We start from the raw sequence: 15,669 nt of genomic DNA, 5'->3' as shown, positions 1-15,669 counted from the left end.
ATATCCATCAACAGGGGCCTGCTTCGGGGCGAGCGGGCCAGGAGCGTGGGCGCGATAATGCCTCAAGCCACGACGTTAGAAAAGTGGCCGGCTGATGCAGTGGTGGTGAAAAGTGCGTACCATGATCGCCTCCTCACGGACAGGAATGTTTCACATGCTGGACCGCCTCCCTTTTCTGATTGGTCTTCGCTATACGCGGGCCAAGCGTCGTAACGGTTTTATTTCCTTTATTTCCATGACTTCCATGCTGGGCCTGACGCTCGGCGTGGCGGTCATGATTCTGGTGTTGTCGGTCATGAATGGCTTTGATCATGAGTTGCGCAGCCGCATTCTTGGCATGGTGCCGCATACCCGGATAGAAGCCGTGGGTGGGGTACAGGACTGGCACAAACTGGCAGATACCCTGTCAGCCAAAAGCCCGCATATTGTCGGCGCTGCGCCCTATGTCGAGCAGCAGGGCATGTTTGCCAGCGGCGGCAACGCGCAGGGGGCCATGGTGAACGGGATTGATCCGGCCGCCGAGAAGAAGGTGTCCATTATCGGCCGTCATATGGCGCAGGGCTCGCTGGACTCCCTGTCGCCTGGCAGCTGGAATGTGGTCCTGGGCCAGCAATTGGCACGTAGTCTGGGCGTCGGGGTGGGCGATCGAGTGACCTTGATGATACCGGAAGCTTCGGTAACACCCGGCGGTATCTTTCCGCGCATGAAGCGATTCAATGTCTCGGGCATCTTCAGTGTAGGTGCTCAGCTCGATGCCAATCTGGCGTATGCCAACCTCGCGGACATGGCGAAACTCGGGCGTGTCAACGGCGAGGCGCAGGGCATTCGTCTGAAACTGGACGATCTGTTCATGGCGCATGCGCTGACTCGAGAGATCATCAACGAGATGCCGCCAGGCTATCGTGGCATCGACTGGACCTATACCCAGGGCAACCTGTTTCAGGCCATCCAGATGGAAAAGCACATGATCGGACTGCTGTTGTCGGTCATTGTGGCCGTCGCGGCATTCAATATCATTTCAACGCTCGTGATGGTCGTCACCGACAAGCATGCCGACATTGCGATTTTGCGTACCCTTGGTGCTACGCCGATGACCATCATGGGTATCTTTATCGTGCAGGGGCTGACCATTGGCGTGGTCGGTATCGTGCTCGGGGTGATTTTCGGCATCATCGGAGCATTGACCGTGGCGGATGTGGTGGCCTGGCTTCAGCAGGCCTTTGGCGTCACGTTTTTGGACCCGGGGGTGTATTTCATAAGTTATCTGCCGTCTCGGCTGGAAGGCAGTGATGTTGCCGTTATTACCGGAGTAGCGCTGCTGCTCAGTTTTCTGTCGACCTTGTATCCCGCCTGGCGTGCTGCGCGGATTCAGCCAGCGGAGGTATTGCGCTATGAATAAGGACATCATGCTGCAGTGCGAGGGGATTACCCGCACCTACCATGAGGGCCCTCAGGACCTGACGGTGCTTGATGAGTTGTCGTTGACCGTTCATGCCGGTGAGCGGGTGGCCATCGTCGGTAGTTCCGGGTCGGGAAAAACGACCCTGCTCAATCTGCTGGGCGGGCTGGATCGTTTGACGGCCGGTGATATTGCCATCGCCGGCCAGTCAATCAAGGGCATGTCCGAGGCAGACATTGGCCGGTTTCGCAATCGTCATATCGGCTTCGTCTATCAGTTTCACCATCTGCTGGCGGAATTTACCGCGGATGAAAACGTGGCCATGCCCCTGGTTATCCGAGGCATGAAGCGCCGCGATGCCCGCGAGAAGGCCCGCGCCATACTGGCTCGAGTCGGCATGGACAAGCGCGCGGCTCACAAGCCCGGTGAGCTCTCCGGTGGCGAGCGTCAGCGTGTTGCCATTGCGCGTGCATTGGTGACAGACCCGAGTCTTGTACTGATGGACGAGCCGACCGGTAACCTTGATCAGACCACGGCAGGGCGCATTCTGGCGCTGATGGATGATGTGGCCTCCAGCAGCCGCAGTGCCTTTGTGATCGTGACGCACGATACCGGGCTCGCAGCGCACCAGGACCGGGTGATGCATCTTGATCAGGGGCATCTGGTTCAGCAGTGAACCTTTGTTCCAGCATGAAAAAAGCGCCTTCAGGCGCTTTTTTTTATGTGTGTTCGCCGCCGTCGCTGTCGGCGCTTCCATTGGCGCGACACGTGCCAGCGCCACAGCAGGCGTATCAAGATATTGGTTGTGACCCCGATAACCACACCACTGATCAATGAGCCGGTCAGCAGCGGCGGCAGGATGTCAGCCAACTGTTCGGCGATCCACTGTGCCGTGAAATGATCCGGCAGGGTGCGCGGTGGTGTATTCAATACCCAGGTACCGACCCGATACGTACCGTAAAAGATAACCGGCATGGTCAGCGGGTTGGTAATCCAGACCAGAACGACCGATAGCGGTAGATTGCATCGAAAGAGCCATGCTCCAACCGCCGCCACCAGCATCTGGGCTGGTATCGGCATGAAGGCACAGAAGATGCCGACCATGAAGGCGTTGCCAATCGTGCGTCGTGATACCTGCCACAGTGCCGGATTGGCAATGAAGTGGCTGACGCAGCGGAGCGACTTCTTGTTTTGAAGTGTCTCCGGGTCCGGCAGAAAGCGGTTGATCAATCGACGGGGCATGAGAGCGCCAGAGTCCGATGAAAAAGAATAGCGACGGAGTATACGGTGCGATTGACTCCAGTGCATGACTTGATGGTACAGGCAATGCGTTCACGGAGTGAAGCAGTTGCCGCCCGAAGATACCCTGACCTGCTGATCGTGCCTGGTATGGTGCTGTCCATGCTGGCTGTTTCCCTGCGTGAGGAGCTCCTCTGGTGGGTGGTGGGGCTTCTTGTGGTGGGCATCGTTTCGGGCTGGTTGCTAACGTGTCGATGCTGGTTGATGTGGCTGGCAGGTCTGGTGTTGTTTGCCGGCTGGCACCATGAGCATCAGACCCCTGTGCTGGCCGACACGCTGGCGGGTCGGGATATGAGGTTGATGCTCGAGGTTGATCGGGTTGATGCAGGGAGTGATCGTCTCCGGCTGGAAGGAACGGTCGCTGGCTGTGAGCCGGTGGCGACTGACATGGTTGAGTGCGGCCCGCTGAACCGGCTGCGTCTTGACTGGTACGATGCGCCTGCCGTGCTTGTGGGTGAACGCTGGCAACTGACGGCACGATTGAAGCCTCCCCATGGTTATCACAACCCGGGACGTTTCGATTACCAGGCCTGGTTACTGCGCGAGGGAATCTCTGCCACGGGCTATGTTCGCAGCCGTGCCGTGGCCAAGCGCATCCATGACGCGCCTCCATCGTTGCGCCAGGCGTTGCACGCCATTCTCGCAGCGCGCGACATCTCTTCCGATACGCAGCGCTGGTTGTCGGCACTGACGCTTGGCAACAGTCAGGCTCTGAGTCGTGACGAATGGGAAACGCTCGCGGCGCTGGGCATCACCCACTTGTTTGTGGTGTCAGGCCTGCATGTAGGGCTGGTGATTGCATTGATCTGGTGGGTAACCCGGCAGGTAGTGCGATGCGTGATGCCATCACGCTGGCGGGTTTCACCGATCCCATGGGTGATGGCCGCACTGGGGGCGGTTGGGTATGCGGCGTTGGTCGGCTGGACACCGCCTGTTACACGAGCTGCCATCATGGCGCTGATGGCATTATGGGTCCGCAGTGGTCGTCGCGCGCCCAGTCCATGGCAGGGCTGGTGGCTGGCCATGCTGCTGGTGCTGTGGCTGGATCCACTGGCAACCCAGCGTCAGGGCTTCTGGCTTTCCTTCGCTGCGGTCGGGTTATTGCTGATGGCCTGGGTGAACCGTCCGATCCCCGGGTGGTGGTGGGGTCAGTGGCGCAGTCAGCTGATACTGACGCTTGGCATGGGGGCACTGGTCGTGCTGGTGCTGGGCCAGTGGTCGGTTTTGTCACTGCCGGTCAACCTGGTCGCGATTCCGCTGGTCACCCTGATCATGGTGCCTCTGGCACTGGCAGGATGGATTGCCGGGCCCTGGTTTGGAGGCATGTGCTGGCAGATATTCGGCTGGGTAGCGCAGGTATTCTGGGATGCGAGCCACTGGCTGGCATCAGTATGGCCTGTGATTGTCGTGCCCGAGGCCTTGCGGGAAGCCCTGTCCGTTCTGCTGTTTATTGCGGCACTGACCCTGTGTATGCCGGGGGTGGGTCGTATGGCCAAGGCCGCAATCATGGCAGTGTTGCTTGCCGGCTCGGTGATTCATCTTGCCACGCCTTCAGACATCTCTCCCGGTCTGTCCATGCAGGTACATGATGTTGGTCAGGGGCTGGCAGTGTCGTTGATGGCGCCTGACTATCATGCGCTTTACGACACAGGCCCCCGTTTTCGTTCGGGCTTTGCGCCGCTGTCTACCCTGTGGGATCGCGCGCCTGTGCTGGATGATGTCATCATCAGTCATGGGGATCTGGATCATGCCGGCGGTCTTCACTGGCTTGAGTCGTCCGGTGGTGTCATCGAACGGCTGTGGCGCTCCGCGTCAGTGCCCGTGAGTGCGACACCGTCGCGGCGATGTGTGGCGGGAGAAGGCTGGCAGAAGGGGGATGCACGGCTGACCTTTCTGTGGCCCGAACGCACATGGCGTGCCCCCACGGAAGATCGCAATGACAGTTCCTGCGTGCTGCTGGTAGAGACTCCAGCGTATCGTGCGCTCGTGCTGGGTGATGCCGGCCGCAGGGTGGAGCGCTGGCTTGTGCGCCGGTATGGCGCTCGGCTGGCAGATATTGATGTACTGATTGCCTCACATCATGGCAGTCGGACCGGCTCTGATCCCGAGGCGATACGTTTTTTTCGCCCTGATCACGTCATTTTCAGTGCAGGCTATCTGAACCGTTATGATCATCCACACCCGGAGGTGGTTCAGGAATTTCGTGCCACGGGCAGTTGCCTCTGGAGTACGGCACTGGATGGCGCGATTACGCTGACACCGGTTGCTGATGGGGTGACGGTCAGGGCGGCGGCGCGCCGTGGCGGTATCGAACCGGGCTGCCTTGGGGTAGAATCCGCGCCCTGAGCCTGGCTTGACGTGCCGGAGCATTTGATGGATGGCCTGACGGCGTGATGCATGCCGGCCTCACGTTATGAGTCAACGAAGATGGCGGGAGCAGACGTGAACGACACCAGTAGCTGGACGCTTTACAAGCGCCTCATGAAGTACGTGCGCCCACACTGGAAGGATTTTGTGGTGGCTGCAATCGGGTACGGCATTTATGCCGCGTCCAGTACGGCCTTTGCCAAGGTCATGGAATACCTGACCAATGGTATCCAGAACCCGGATGCTCAGTTTCGGCAGTTCCTGCCCATGCTGGTGGTATTGATGTTTGCCTGCCGTGGGGTGGGTACCTTCCTGGGTGGCTTTTTCATGCAGCGCGTTGCGCGCAATGTGGTGCATGCACTGCGTATCGATGTCTTCCGGCAAATGCTGCGCCTGCCCGGCCGATTTTATGATCAGCATTCCGGCGGCCACCTGCTGTCCCGCGTTACCTATCATGTCGAGCAGGTCACTGGTGCGGTAACCAAGGCCGTTACGGTCATCATGCAGGAAGGTTTTTACGTCATTGGCCTGACCTGCTATCTGTTCTGGACCAACTGGAAGCTCACACTGGTATTCATTGCCGTGACACCGTTGATTGCTGGTGTCGTGGCCTACGCCAGCCGGCGGTTTCGCAAGCTCGCCCGGCGCATTCAGCGCTCCGTGGGTGATGTCACCCATGTGGCGTCTGAAAGCATTACCGGGTATCGGGTGGTGCGTACGCATGGTGCCGAGGAGTTCGAGTACGAACGCTTTCGTCGTGCCAGCGAATACAATCGCGTGCAGAGCCTCAAGGAATCCCTCACCAAATCGGTCAGTGCGCCTGTCATTCAGACCTTGATGGCCCTGTCACTGGCTTTGCTGGTATGGCTTGCCCTCGCGCCGGATATCATGGGGGGCATGAATGCGGGCGAATTCATCGGTTTCATTACGGCGGCCTCATTGATGGCAAAACCCATCAAGTCGCTGACTGAAATCAGCGGCATGATTCAAAAGGGGCTTTCGGCAGTACAGGAGCTGTTTGCGATCACGGACCATCCCCCTGAGCCGGATCCCGGCCATATTGATCCAGGCCGGGTGCGTGGTGAGGTTACCTTTGATCAGGTGCGCTTTACCTACAACAAGGGTGACAGTGATGTACTGCATGGCGTCAGTCTTGAAGCCCGGGCCGGGGAAATGGTAGCCATGGTCGGGCGTTCCGGAAGCGGCAAGACCACACTTGTCAGCCTGTTGACGCGTTTTTATGACCCGACCGGTGGCCGTATCCTGATTGATGGCCAGGACATCATGACGCTGGAACTCAAGGCGCTGCGTCGTCAGGTTGCTCTGGTGAGCCAGCAGGTCGTGCTGTTCAACACGACCATTGCCAATAATATTGCCTACGGCCAGCCGGAGGCGACCCGCGAGGATGTGATAGCCGCTGCCCGCGCAGCCTATGTTGATGAGTTCATCGAGCGCCTGCCCGACGGGTATGACACCCTGATCGGGGATAATGGCGTCATGCTGTCCGGTGGTCAGCGTCAGCGTCTGGCCATCGCTCGTGCGATTTTCAAGGATGCCCCGATTCTGATCCTTGATGAAGCAACGTCCGCGCTGGATACCGAGTCCGAGCGCTATATCCAGAAGGCGCTTGAAGATGTATGCAAGGGGCGAACGACCTTCGTGATTGCACATCGCCTGTCGACCATCGAGCGGGCTGACCGCATTGTGGTAATGGATAACGGTCATCTGGTGGAATCCGGCAGCCATGATGAGCTGCTGGCTCGAGAGGGGGCCTATGCGGCTCTTCATCGGATTCAGTTCAGTGACACGGCGGGTACAGCGACATGAAGCGACTCGAACAAGCCTGGTACAATGGCTCGGCATGGCCTCTGATGCTGACACCACTTGAGGCGCTGTACAAAAGGGCAGTGGCACGCAGGCATCAACAGTTCAGGGCCGGCAGCAAAACGATCTGGGAAGGCTCCGTGCCCGTAATCGTCGTGGGCAATATTACCCTCGGGGGAACCGGAAAATCGCCATTGGTGGCCTGGCTCGTTCGCTGGCTTCAGCAGCAGGGCTGGCATCCCGGCATTATCTCACGAGGGTATGGTGGCCATGCCCCCCGGTATCCGCTGTATGTCGATGAAAGTACGGATCCTGCCCATGCCGGTGATGAGCCGGTAATGCTTGCCCAGCAGACCGGACTGCCTGTGGCGGTGGACCCTGATCGGCCAAGAGCCGCGCGCAAGCTGATCGCTGCCGGTTGCGATATTCTCGTTTCCGACGATGGCCTGCAGCATCTGTATCTGGGGCGTGATATCGAGCTGGTGGTGGTTGATGGGCAGAAGGGCTTCGGCAATCAGCATTGCCTGCCTGCCGGCCCACTGCGTGAGCCGCTGACGCGGCTTGCCACGGTAGATGCCGTGATTACCAACGGTGAGCTGGATTGCCGTGTTGATGCTTCCGAATACGCAATGACCCTGGTGCCCAGTGCCTGGCGTCATCTGAGCGATGGCGTATGCTATCCCGTGGATGCCCGGCCGTTCAGCGGCAAGGTGCACGCTACGGCCGGCATCGGTAATCCCCAGCGATTTTTCAGAACGCTGGAATCACTTGGGGTCGAGTTTGATCGCCATCCTCTGGCAGATCATCACCGGTTTACGGCAGAGGATCTGAAGTTTGCCGATAATCGGCCGGTTGTCATGACCGCCAAGGACGCCGTGAAGTGCCGGCGTTTTGCCAATGAGCGCTGCTGGTCCCTGGATGTGGAGGCGCACCCCGAGCCGGCCCTGATCGATTATCTGCGTCAGCGTCTGGCGCAGCTGTAACCTTTGGAGAGAAGACATGGACAAGGAACTGTTGGCAATGCTGGTATGTCCGCAAAGCCAGGCATCGCTTGAATACGATCGTGCTGCCAATGAACTCAAGTGTCGTCAGAGTGGCCTGGCCTATCCCATTCGTGATGGCATTCCTGTCATGCTGGTTGAAGAAGCCCGTGTGATGGACGCCGATGAGGTCATGGCCAAACCGTCATGAGCAGGTTCGTTACCGTGATTCCTGCCAGGTTCGGCTCGACGCGTCTGCCGGGCAAGCCGCTGGTTGATATCGAAGGCGAGCCCATGGTGGTTCGCGTGTGGCGGCAGGCACTCAAGTCATCGTCTTCCCGGGTGGTGGTAGCCACGGATGATGCGCGCGTCGGTGAAGTCGCTTCCCGGGCGGGTGCTGAAGTGATCATGACTCGGCCGGATCATCCGAACGGTACTTCCCGGCTGGCTGATGTCGCCGAGCAGCTCGGGCTGGATGCCGAGACCTGTATGGTCAACGTCCAGGGCGATGAACCCTTGATTCCACCGGAACTGATCGACCAGGTTGCGCATACCCTGCATGCCGTGCCGCAGGCTTCGATTGCCACTCTGGCCGAGCCGATCGATGCCATCGAGACGCTGGCCTCGCCGCATGTGGTCAAGGTGGTCTGCGATCGCTACGGCCGGGCCCTTTATTTTTCGCGGGCCCCCATCCCATGGCAGCGTGATGCCTTTACGCTGTCTGCCGAGCTTGCGCCTGCGCTGCCTGGTGCCGGCTGGCACCGCCATATAGGTCTTTATGCCTACCGGGTAGGGTTTTTGCAGGCATATGTGAACTGGCCGGAAGCGCCTCTGGAACAGTGTGAACAGCTGGAACAGCTACGGGCGCTGTATCATGGACATCACATTCAGGTCACCCTGTGTGAGGGAGCATATCCACCCGGAGTAGATACTCAGGAAGACCTTGAGCGTGTACGTGGCTGGATTCGGAGGTCGCATGGCGAACCGTGAACGCTGCATTCGCGTATTGTTCGTGTGCCTGGGCAATATCTGCCGGTCACCTACAGCTGAAGGCGTCTTCAGGAGCAAGGTGGCCCAGGCTGGATTGGCAGAGCACATTCTGATCGATTCCTGTGGTACCGGTGACTGGCATGTCGGTCAGCCGCCAGACCCGGGGGCCCGCCGTGCCGCCGCTGATCGAGGCCTGTCCCTGGATGATTTGCGAGCACGGCAGTTGGATGACAGCGATTTCGAGCGCTTTGACTGGATTCTGGCCATGGATAGCGCGAATCTGCGTGATATAAAGCGGCGTTCCCCCCCGCATGCTCGTGCCCGAATTGCGCTTTTCCTGCCGTTTGCGCCACGTCTTGATGTCACGGATGTACCTGACCCCTATGGGGAAGGCAATGAGGCGTTTGATCAGGTCTATGCACTGGTGGATCAGGCCAGCGACGCCTTTCTGAATGAACTTCAGCGAATGGCCCCGTGGCAGGCATGATGCGTCAGGATATTGATCTTGCGGCGCGCAATACACTGCGTCTTCCTGCTCGAGCGCAATGGTGGTGTGAGGTCGATACGATTGCCTCGCTGCGTGACACTCTTGCGATCGCGCAGTCACGACAGTGGCGTGTCCGTGTGCTGGGGGGCGGCAGTAATGTCATTTTGCCATCTGTAGTATCAGGTCTGGTACTGAGATATACCGGGCAGGGCTGCTGGTTTGGCGAGTGGCTCAACGAGGCTGACCGGTTGCTGCATGTTGAAGCTGGTATCGACTGGCATGCGCTGGTGCTTCGTTGCTGTGATGCCGGGTGGTGGGGCATCGAGAACCTGGCGCTGATTCCCGGTACGACAGGCGCTGCACCTGTTCAGAATATTGGTGCCTATGGTGTCGAGCTGTCTGATGTCGTGCATGAAGTCCATTTGATCGAGCTGGAGAGCGGTGCCTATCGCATTCTGTCTTCGGCGCAATGCCTGTTTGGATATCGCGACAGCATTTTCAAGCAGGCGCTGGCCGGTCAGGTCGTTATTGTACGTGTCGTGCTGCGCTTGTCCCGCACGCCGTCTCCTCGCCTGGGCTACCAGGGGCTTACGCATCTGGCGGAGCAGGCTGCGCTTTCACCCCGTACTGTCGCAGATGCTGTAACGGCTCTTCGCCGATCCAAGCTGCCTGACCCGGCAGATATCGGCAATGCCGGCAGTTTTTTCAAAAACCCGATCGTGTCTCTGGACGTAATAGAGCGCTTGAAGCGCGACTATCCTTCAATACCCATCTATCCGGTGGATAGTGCCGGTGCAAAGGTAGCCGCGGCCTGGTTGATCGATCAGTGTGGTCTCAAGGGATTGAAGTGGCCGGAAGGCGTGGGCATTCATGATCGTCAGGCGCTTGTCCTGACCCATGATGGCCGTGGTAACGCGGAGGATGTGTTGGCGCTGTCCGATTATATAGCCGAGACCGTGCAGGGTCGTTTCGGGGTCGTGCTGGAGCGTGAGCCTGGTTTCTGGGGTGAGCTACCGGCACATTGACCTTAAGATGATGCTATCTATCCTGCCGACCTATAAAAAAAGCCCCTCAACCGAGGGGCTTTTTGTGAGGGCACGTCAAGCGCCCCGGATCAGGTCTGACTGGCGTCCTGATCCTTCTGCTGCTGCCGTTGGCGACGCTTGACTTCCCGTGGGTCGTTGTAGGCCCGACCGCGGGATGTAAGCCCGGCGCCCTTGGGAGGCGCGGTATCGCTCCCGGCCTTGTCTGCATTGTCAGCGCTTATGGCTGGCTCCACTGCTGTAGTGCCGGCGCGGGCAATGGCAGGTGTTGTGCCCGGTGAGGCTTTCTCTGCCAGAGTGTCTGCCGGTTTGGCGTTGGCTGACTCGGTCGCTTTTGCATCTGCCGGTTTGGCGCTGGCCGATTCAGTCGCCTTGGCATCTGCCGGTTTGTTTCTGGCCGACTCAGTCGCTTTTGCATCTGCCGGTTTGGCGCTGGCCGATTCAGTCACCTTGGCATCTGCCGGTTTGGTGCTGGCCGACTCAGTCGCTTTTGCATCTGCCGGTTTGGCGCTGGCCGATTCAGTTGCCTTGGCATCTGCCGGTTTGGCGCTGGCCGATTCAGTTGCCTTGGCATCTGCCGGTTTGGTGCTGGCTGATTCAGTTGCCTTGGCATCTGCCGGTTTGGCGCTGGCCGATTCAGTCACCTTGGCATCTGCCGGTTTGGTGCTGGCCGATTCAGTCGCCTTGGCATCTGCCGGTTTGGTGCTGGCCGATTCAGTTGCCTTGGCATCTGCCGGTTTGGTGCTGGCCGATTCAGTTGCCTTGGCATCTGCCGGTTTGGTGCTGGCCGATTCAGTTGCCTTGGCATCTGCCGGTTTGGCGTTGGCCGGTTCAGTTGCCTTGGCATCTGCCGGTTTGGTGCTGGCTGATTCAGTTGCCTTGGCATCTGCCGGTTTGGCATCTGCCGGTTTGGCGTTGGCCGGTTCAGTCGCTTTTGCATCTGCCGTTTTGGCACTGGCCGGCTTAGTTGCCTTGGCATCTGCCGGTTTGGCGTTGGCTGACTCGGTCGCCTTGGCGCTGGCGTCTGCTGATTTGCTGTCGGCTGACTGTGCGTCGGCAGATTGAGTGCTGTCTTCTTTTCTCGACGTGCCACGTGAAGAGGGCGGTGTCTTGTGATACAGGCTGGGGGCACGTGTGCCCGTCTCTCCTGTAGCTTCCGTCCTGCCTTCCTTCTTCGTGGTGCTGTCAGGCGACTGGGCACTGGGTACCGATTCGGCAGTGGGGGTGCCATGAGTCGGCTTGCCCTGTGCGGGTGCCGTATCCGTTGATGGCGCAGCATTGTCTCCCTGCGCCTGCAGGGTTTCCTGCTCGGCAACAGCACTGGGATTCAGTGCCTGCTTGCGAGTGCGATTGCGCGGATTATTACGCGTACGCTTGGGCTTGCCGGTCGGCTGCTCTTCCTGCGTGGTGCCTGAACCGCTGGTATCCGTCGCTGTGTGACTTGTGTCGGCGGCCTTGGAGTCTACCGGTTTGTTCTCGGCGGGCTTGTCCGAGGATTTATCGGTGCGATCCGCCTGGGATGGCTTGCGGTCGTTGCCACTATTGTTCTTCCGATTTGCGTTGCGATCATCGTTTTTGGCCTGGGGCTCACGTGTATCGCTATTGCCCTTGCCGTTTTTGCCGTTTCGACGGTCACGGTTGGAAGAACTGTTTTTGTCGTCACGCTCTCCATCCTGGTCACGGTTGGCATTGCGGCGCTTGTCAGGGCGTCCGTTGTTGCCTTCGCTGGCAGGCGTACGTTCGTTGTCATCCGACTTGCGCTCATTGGCAGCCGGCTTGCGCTCGGTGTCGGCTGTTTTGCCAGTGCGCGTACCGGACGATGCATTGCTGCCGTCCTTGCCGGTGCCGGCTGTCGTCGGCCTGGTGGGGGCAGCCTGTTTTTCGCGAGTGGCCGGGCGGGCAGGAGGGGTCTCTGCGGGAATGTCAGACTCGGAACCGAGCAGTCTGCTCATGCCGCGGAACAGTCGACCCATGAAGCCTGTGGGCTGTGCCTGTTCAGGCTGAGCTGCTGGTGCAGCGTCATCGTTTTGCTTGAGTGAAGCAGGCGCAGGGGCATGAGCCACCATCTTGACGGCTGCCTCGGTACGCTGAATGGGTTTTTCAGCCGAAAGGGCATCATCATGAAGCTGGTGTTCGATTTCGGCCGAGAGCTCGAAGCTGGGCTTGCCGATATCATCTTCATCCATCTGATCGTCACGGAAGCGCTGCACTTCATAGTGAGGCGTGTCCATGTCCGGTTGTGGCAGAAGGACTACCTTGACGTTCTGACGCTCCTCGACGGCGGCCAGGACGCTGCGTTTTTCATTCAGAAGATAGGTGGCAACCGGCACCGGCAGAAGGGCACGAATCTGGGAGCTGCGTTCCTTCATGGCCTCTTCTTCAATCAGACGCATGACCGACAGCGACAGTGAGCGAACGTCACGGATGGTGCCCTGACCGTCACATCGCGGGCATACTACGCCACTGGTTTCACCCAGAGAGGGGCGAAGACGCTGGCGTGACATTTCCATCAGGCCAAAGCGGGAAATGCTGCCGGTTTGCACGCGTGCACGATCAAGCTTGACCGAGTCGCGAAGACGATTTTCGACATCGCGGCGGTTGCGGGCCGGTGACATGTCGATGAAGTCGATCACGATCAGGCCGCCGATATCACGCAGGCGCAGCTGGCGAGCGATTTCTTCTGCCGCCTCAAGATTGGTCTGAAGGGCCGTTTCCTCGATGTCGCTGCCCTTGGTGGCACGGGCAGAGTTGATATCGATGGAGACCAGCGCTTCGGTATGGTCGATGACAATCGAGCCGCCGGAGGGCAGTTTCACATCACGCTGATAAGCCGTTTCGATCTGTGATTCGATCTGAAAACGTGAGAAGAGCGGAACGTCATCGGTATAGAGCTTGATCTTGCTTTCATAGGTCGGCATGACCGTACGGACAAAGGCCAGTGCTTCTTCATGTATGCTGGGGCTGTCGATCAGGACTTCACCGATGTCCTGACGCAGGTAGTCGCGCATTGCCCGAATGATGACATTGGATTCGCGATAGATAAGAAACGGAGCCGAGCGCTTGCCGGCTTCTTCAGTGATGGCTTCCCATACCTGAGTCAGATACCTGAGATCCCACTGAAGCTCTTCTGCCGAGCGGCCGATACCGGCCGTACGCACGATCACGCCCATTTTCTCGGGCATGTCGAGCTTGCTCATGGCTTCCTTGAGTTCGGCACGTTCCTCGCCCTCGATGCGGCGTGAAATACCGCCGGCACGCGGGTTGTTGGGCATCAGTACCAGAAAGCGTCCTGCCAGGCTTACAAACGTGGTCAGGGCTGCACCCTTGTTGCCACGTTCTTCCTTGTCGACCTGAACAATGACTTCCTGGCCTTCGCGCAGGACTTCACGAATGTTGGGGCGACCGCTGACATCCTTCACGAAATATTCGCGAGAAATTTCCTTCATCGGCAGGAACCCGTGGCGGTCTGCACCAAAGTCGACGAAGGCGGCTTCAAGGCTGGGCTCTACGCGAGTAATCTTGCCGCGATAAATATTGGCTTTTTTCTGTTCCCGAGCACCGGATTCGATATCAAGATCGTAAATCCGCTGTCCGTCTACCATGGCTACCCGCAGCTCTTCCGGCTGGGTGCCGTTAATCAACATTCGTTTCATGGTGTCTCGCAAAACAAGAGCGCATCGAGAGACTGTCATGAACCACTACAGGGCCTTCATGTCACGGGTGAAGGCGAACAGTTGTTCAGGGATGCCTTGGCATCGATGACAAGTTGTCATTTTCGTGCCCTTCACACCGCGTGCAAAAAAGGCGTCAGTATGGGTTCAAAACATCAACGACGCCGAACGGGTCTGCAGTGTGTTGTGCTCAATGCATGTCGAGAATGCCTTGCATGCCTTTGACGGCCTTGGCCATCAGTACATGACGTGATCATGATGAGTACGCGGTAATATCAGGACATGTCGCGGTGATGTGTCATCTACCGGTCCTTGTTTCTATCACCAGACACCTGGCATTTGCCGATGCAACGCCGCCGGTCTTCGACACGGAGGTCATTATTTTCCCGAACTTCTAAAGAAAGCCGGGCATTACATAAACGGGTATTTCATACCGATCTTATTCGTTGCTTTGGCCTGCGTGTTCTCGAAAAAGTGCAGGCGCTTCAACAGGAAATAAAGGCCCTGTCCAAGCTCTGGCAATATATCAGTTAACCCCCACCCCAGCAATTCGCCCCCGTGGTCAAATTATCCGTTAAGATGGCCACCTTATCGATGTATCAAGCTACGAGGATGTCGGATGGCTGAAGGGCGTGACGTACAGTGGATAGAGATTGACAGTGGCCATGCCGGTCAGCGTCTGGACAACTTTTTGCTGACGCGGCTCAAGGGTGCGCCGCGAACCCTGATTTATCGCATCATTCGAAAAGGTGAGGTGCGAGTCAACAAAAAACGGGCGAAGGTAGATCAGCGACTGGTTATCGGTGATCTGGTGCGGGTACCACCGCTGCGCCTGAAGCCCGAGGAAGCCGTTCGAGAAGTCAGTGATAATCTCAAGAATGTGCTGGCCGGCAGTGTGCTGGCCGAATCCGATGCCTGGCTGGTCATCAACAAGCCTTCCGGGCTGCCTGTCCATGGCGGCAGTGGCGTCAAGATCGGGCTGATCGAGGCCCTGCGACAGATCCGTACTGACCTGACCTTCCTTGAACTGGTCCATCGGCTGGATCGGGATACATCAGGGTGTTTGCTGCTTGCCAAGACGCGTGATGCACTGGTAACGCTCAATGATGCCCTCAAGCAGAAGAAAATGGACAAGCGCTACTTGGCCCTCGTGGAAGGTCGCTGGCCGGCTCGACGCGACTGGGTGAGTGCACCACTGGATCGCTATGATGCCGGTAATGGTGAGCGTCGTGTGCGTGTCGACAAGAATGGCAAACGCTCCCGAACCCGCTTCAACGTGGTCGAGACCTTCGCAGGCATGACACTGATGGAGGCTGAGCCGATTACCGGACGAACGCATCAGATCCGTGTGCATGCCCAGCATGCTGGGCATTCCTTGCTGTCGGACCGGAAGTACGGTTCTCGGGAAGGTGAGCAGATGGCCAGACGCATCGGCCTTGAGCGCCTGTTCCTTCATGCCCACCAGTTGAGCTTTCCTGACCCGACCAGTGGCCGGGAAGTTACCATCAAGGCGCGTATGGGCGATGAATTGACCTCGGCGCTGGCTCGAGCGCGGCTTTTAACCTGAGCATTTGTTTTCTTTACAGGTGAGTGGTGTTTTCCGGGCGGA

12 protein-coding genes are annotated in these 15,669 nt (G+C 58.5%); 10 read left to right on the top strand and 2 right to left on the bottom strand.

What is annotated here, in order from left to right; genetic code table 11:
* Window positions 1-154: 154 nt before the first annotated feature.
* Together OQ287_RS05495 and OQ287_RS05490 are read left to right on the top strand one after the other, a co-directional pair.
* Window positions 155-1,399: a lipoprotein-releasing ABC transporter permease subunit gene (locus OQ287_RS05495; RefSeq protein ID WP_265895789.1), complete on the top strand. Its 1,245-nt coding sequence runs from the start codon at window positions 155-157 to the stop codon at window positions 1,397-1,399.
* Window positions 1,392-2,075, top strand: a complete 684-nt coding sequence (locus OQ287_RS05490; protein ID WP_265895788.1) for an ABC transporter ATP-binding protein — start codon at window positions 1,392-1,394, stop codon at window positions 2,073-2,075. The genes OQ287_RS05495 and OQ287_RS05490 overlap by 8 nt, the downstream gene beginning before the upstream one ends.
* A 29-nt stretch (window positions 2,076-2,104) precedes the next feature.
* Here the strand turns inward: OQ287_RS05490 and OQ287_RS05485 are convergent, their stop codons facing one another.
* Window positions 2,105-2,641: a DUF2062 domain-containing protein gene (locus OQ287_RS05485; protein ID WP_250937478.1), complete on the bottom strand. Its 537-nt coding sequence runs from the start codon at window positions 2,639-2,641 to the stop codon at window positions 2,105-2,107.
* A gap of 84 nt (window positions 2,642-2,725) precedes the next feature.
* On the opposite strand from OQ287_RS05485, the gene OQ287_RS05480 reads away from it, so the two are divergent.
* The 7 genes from OQ287_RS05480 to murB all read left to right on the top strand — a co-directional run bounded on the left by OQ287_RS05480 (window position 2,726) and on the right by murB (window position 10,371).
* On the top strand, window positions 2,726-5,044 hold the full coding sequence (locus tag OQ287_RS05480; protein ID WP_265895787.1) for a DNA internalization-related competence protein ComEC/Rec2: 2,319 nt from the start codon (window positions 2,726-2,728) through the stop codon (window positions 5,042-5,044).
* Between the two features lie 81 nt (window positions 5,045-5,125).
* On the top strand, window positions 5,126-6,892 hold the full coding sequence (gene msbA / locus OQ287_RS05475; RefSeq protein WP_407658240.1) for a lipid A export permease/ATP-binding protein MsbA: 1,767 nt from the start codon (window positions 5,126-5,128) through the stop codon (window positions 6,890-6,892).
* Window positions 6,889-7,872 carry a tetraacyldisaccharide 4'-kinase gene (lpxK, locus tag OQ287_RS05470; RefSeq protein WP_250937470.1) on the top strand — a complete coding sequence of 328 codons (984 nt, stop codon included), beginning with the start codon at window positions 6,889-6,891 and terminating at the stop codon, window positions 7,870-7,872. The genes msbA and lpxK overlap by 4 nt, the downstream gene beginning before the upstream one ends.
* Before the next feature lie 16 nt (window positions 7,873-7,888).
* On the top strand, window positions 7,889-8,080 hold the full coding sequence (locus tag OQ287_RS05465; RefSeq protein ID WP_250937468.1) for a Trm112 family protein: 192 nt from the start codon (window positions 7,889-7,891) through the stop codon (window positions 8,078-8,080).
* Window positions 8,077-8,859: a 3-deoxy-manno-octulosonate cytidylyltransferase gene (kdsB, locus tag OQ287_RS05460; protein ID WP_265895786.1), complete on the top strand. Its 783-nt coding sequence runs from the start codon at window positions 8,077-8,079 to the stop codon at window positions 8,857-8,859. The genes OQ287_RS05465 and kdsB overlap by 4 nt, the downstream gene beginning before the upstream one ends.
* On the top strand, window positions 8,846-9,346 hold the full coding sequence (locus OQ287_RS05455; protein WP_265895785.1) for a low molecular weight protein-tyrosine-phosphatase: 501 nt from the start codon (window positions 8,846-8,848) through the stop codon (window positions 9,344-9,346). Before kdsB ends, OQ287_RS05455 begins: the two co-directional genes overlap by 14 nt.
* Window positions 9,343-10,371 carry a UDP-N-acetylmuramate dehydrogenase gene (gene murB, locus OQ287_RS05450; protein WP_265895784.1) on the top strand — a complete coding sequence of 343 codons (1,029 nt, stop codon included), beginning with the start codon at window positions 9,343-9,345 and terminating at the stop codon, window positions 10,369-10,371. The genes OQ287_RS05455 and murB overlap by 4 nt, the downstream gene beginning before the upstream one ends.
* An 89-nt stretch (window positions 10,372-10,460) precedes the next feature.
* Here the strand turns inward: murB and rne are convergent, their stop codons facing one another.
* Window positions 10,461-14,042, bottom strand: a complete 3,582-nt coding sequence (gene rne, locus OQ287_RS05445; RefSeq protein ID WP_265895783.1) for a ribonuclease E — start codon at window positions 14,040-14,042, stop codon at window positions 10,461-10,463.
* A gap of 637 nt (window positions 14,043-14,679) precedes the next feature.
* Between rne and OQ287_RS05440 the strand changes: the two genes are divergently transcribed.
* Window positions 14,680-15,627 (top strand): RluA family pseudouridine synthase, encoded by a 948-nt coding sequence (locus OQ287_RS05440; RefSeq protein ID WP_250937460.1) that lies wholly within the window; start codon window positions 14,680-14,682, stop codon window positions 15,625-15,627.
* Window positions 15,628-15,669: the final 42 nt, after the last annotated feature.

Origin of the sequence: Larsenimonas rhizosphaerae, assembly GCF_026240105.1 — a bacterium.
GTDB lineage: Bacteria > Pseudomonadota > Gammaproteobacteria > Pseudomonadales > Halomonadaceae > Larsenimonas > Larsenimonas rhizosphaerae.
The sequence above is the reverse complement of the archived record's forward strand: the minus strand, read 5'-3'. Positions and strand labels throughout refer to the sequence as shown.

Bases quoted from the DNA above. Each gene is read 5' to 3' on its own strand.
- OQ287_RS05490 (WP_265895788.1), top strand. From the start codon at position 1,392: ATGAATAAGGACATCATGCTGCAGTGCGAGGGGATTACCCGCACCTAC.
- OQ287_RS05485 (WP_250937478.1), bottom strand. From the start codon at position 2,641: ATGCCCCGTCGATTGATCAACCGCTTTCTGCCGGACCCGGAGACACTT.
- OQ287_RS05495 (WP_265895789.1), top strand. From the start codon at position 155: ATGCTGGACCGCCTCCCTTTTCTGATTGGTCTTCGCTATACGCGGGCC.
- OQ287_RS05440 (WP_250937460.1), top strand. From the start codon at position 14,680: ATGGCTGAAGGGCGTGACGTACAGTGGATAGAGATTGACAGTGGCCAT.
- lpxK (WP_250937470.1), top strand. From the start codon at position 6,889: ATGAAGCGACTCGAACAAGCCTGGTACAATGGCTCGGCATGGCCTCTG.
- OQ287_RS05455 (WP_265895785.1), top strand. From the start codon at position 8,846: ATGGCGAACCGTGAACGCTGCATTCGCGTATTGTTCGTGTGCCTGGGC.
- OQ287_RS05480 (WP_265895787.1), top strand. From the start codon at position 2,726: ATGCGTTCACGGAGTGAAGCAGTTGCCGCCCGAAGATACCCTGACCTG.
- msbA (WP_407658240.1), top strand. From the start codon at position 5,126: ATGGCGGGAGCAGACGTGAACGACACCAGTAGCTGGACGCTTTACAAG.
- murB (WP_265895784.1), top strand. From the start codon at position 9,343: ATGATGCGTCAGGATATTGATCTTGCGGCGCGCAATACACTGCGTCTT.
- rne (WP_265895783.1), bottom strand. From the start codon at position 14,042: ATGAAACGAATGTTGATTAACGGCACCCAGCCGGAAGAGCTGCGGGTA.
- kdsB (WP_265895786.1), top strand. From the start codon at position 8,077: ATGAGCAGGTTCGTTACCGTGATTCCTGCCAGGTTCGGCTCGACGCGT.
- OQ287_RS05465 (WP_250937468.1), top strand. From the start codon at position 7,889: ATGGACAAGGAACTGTTGGCAATGCTGGTATGTCCGCAAAGCCAGGCA.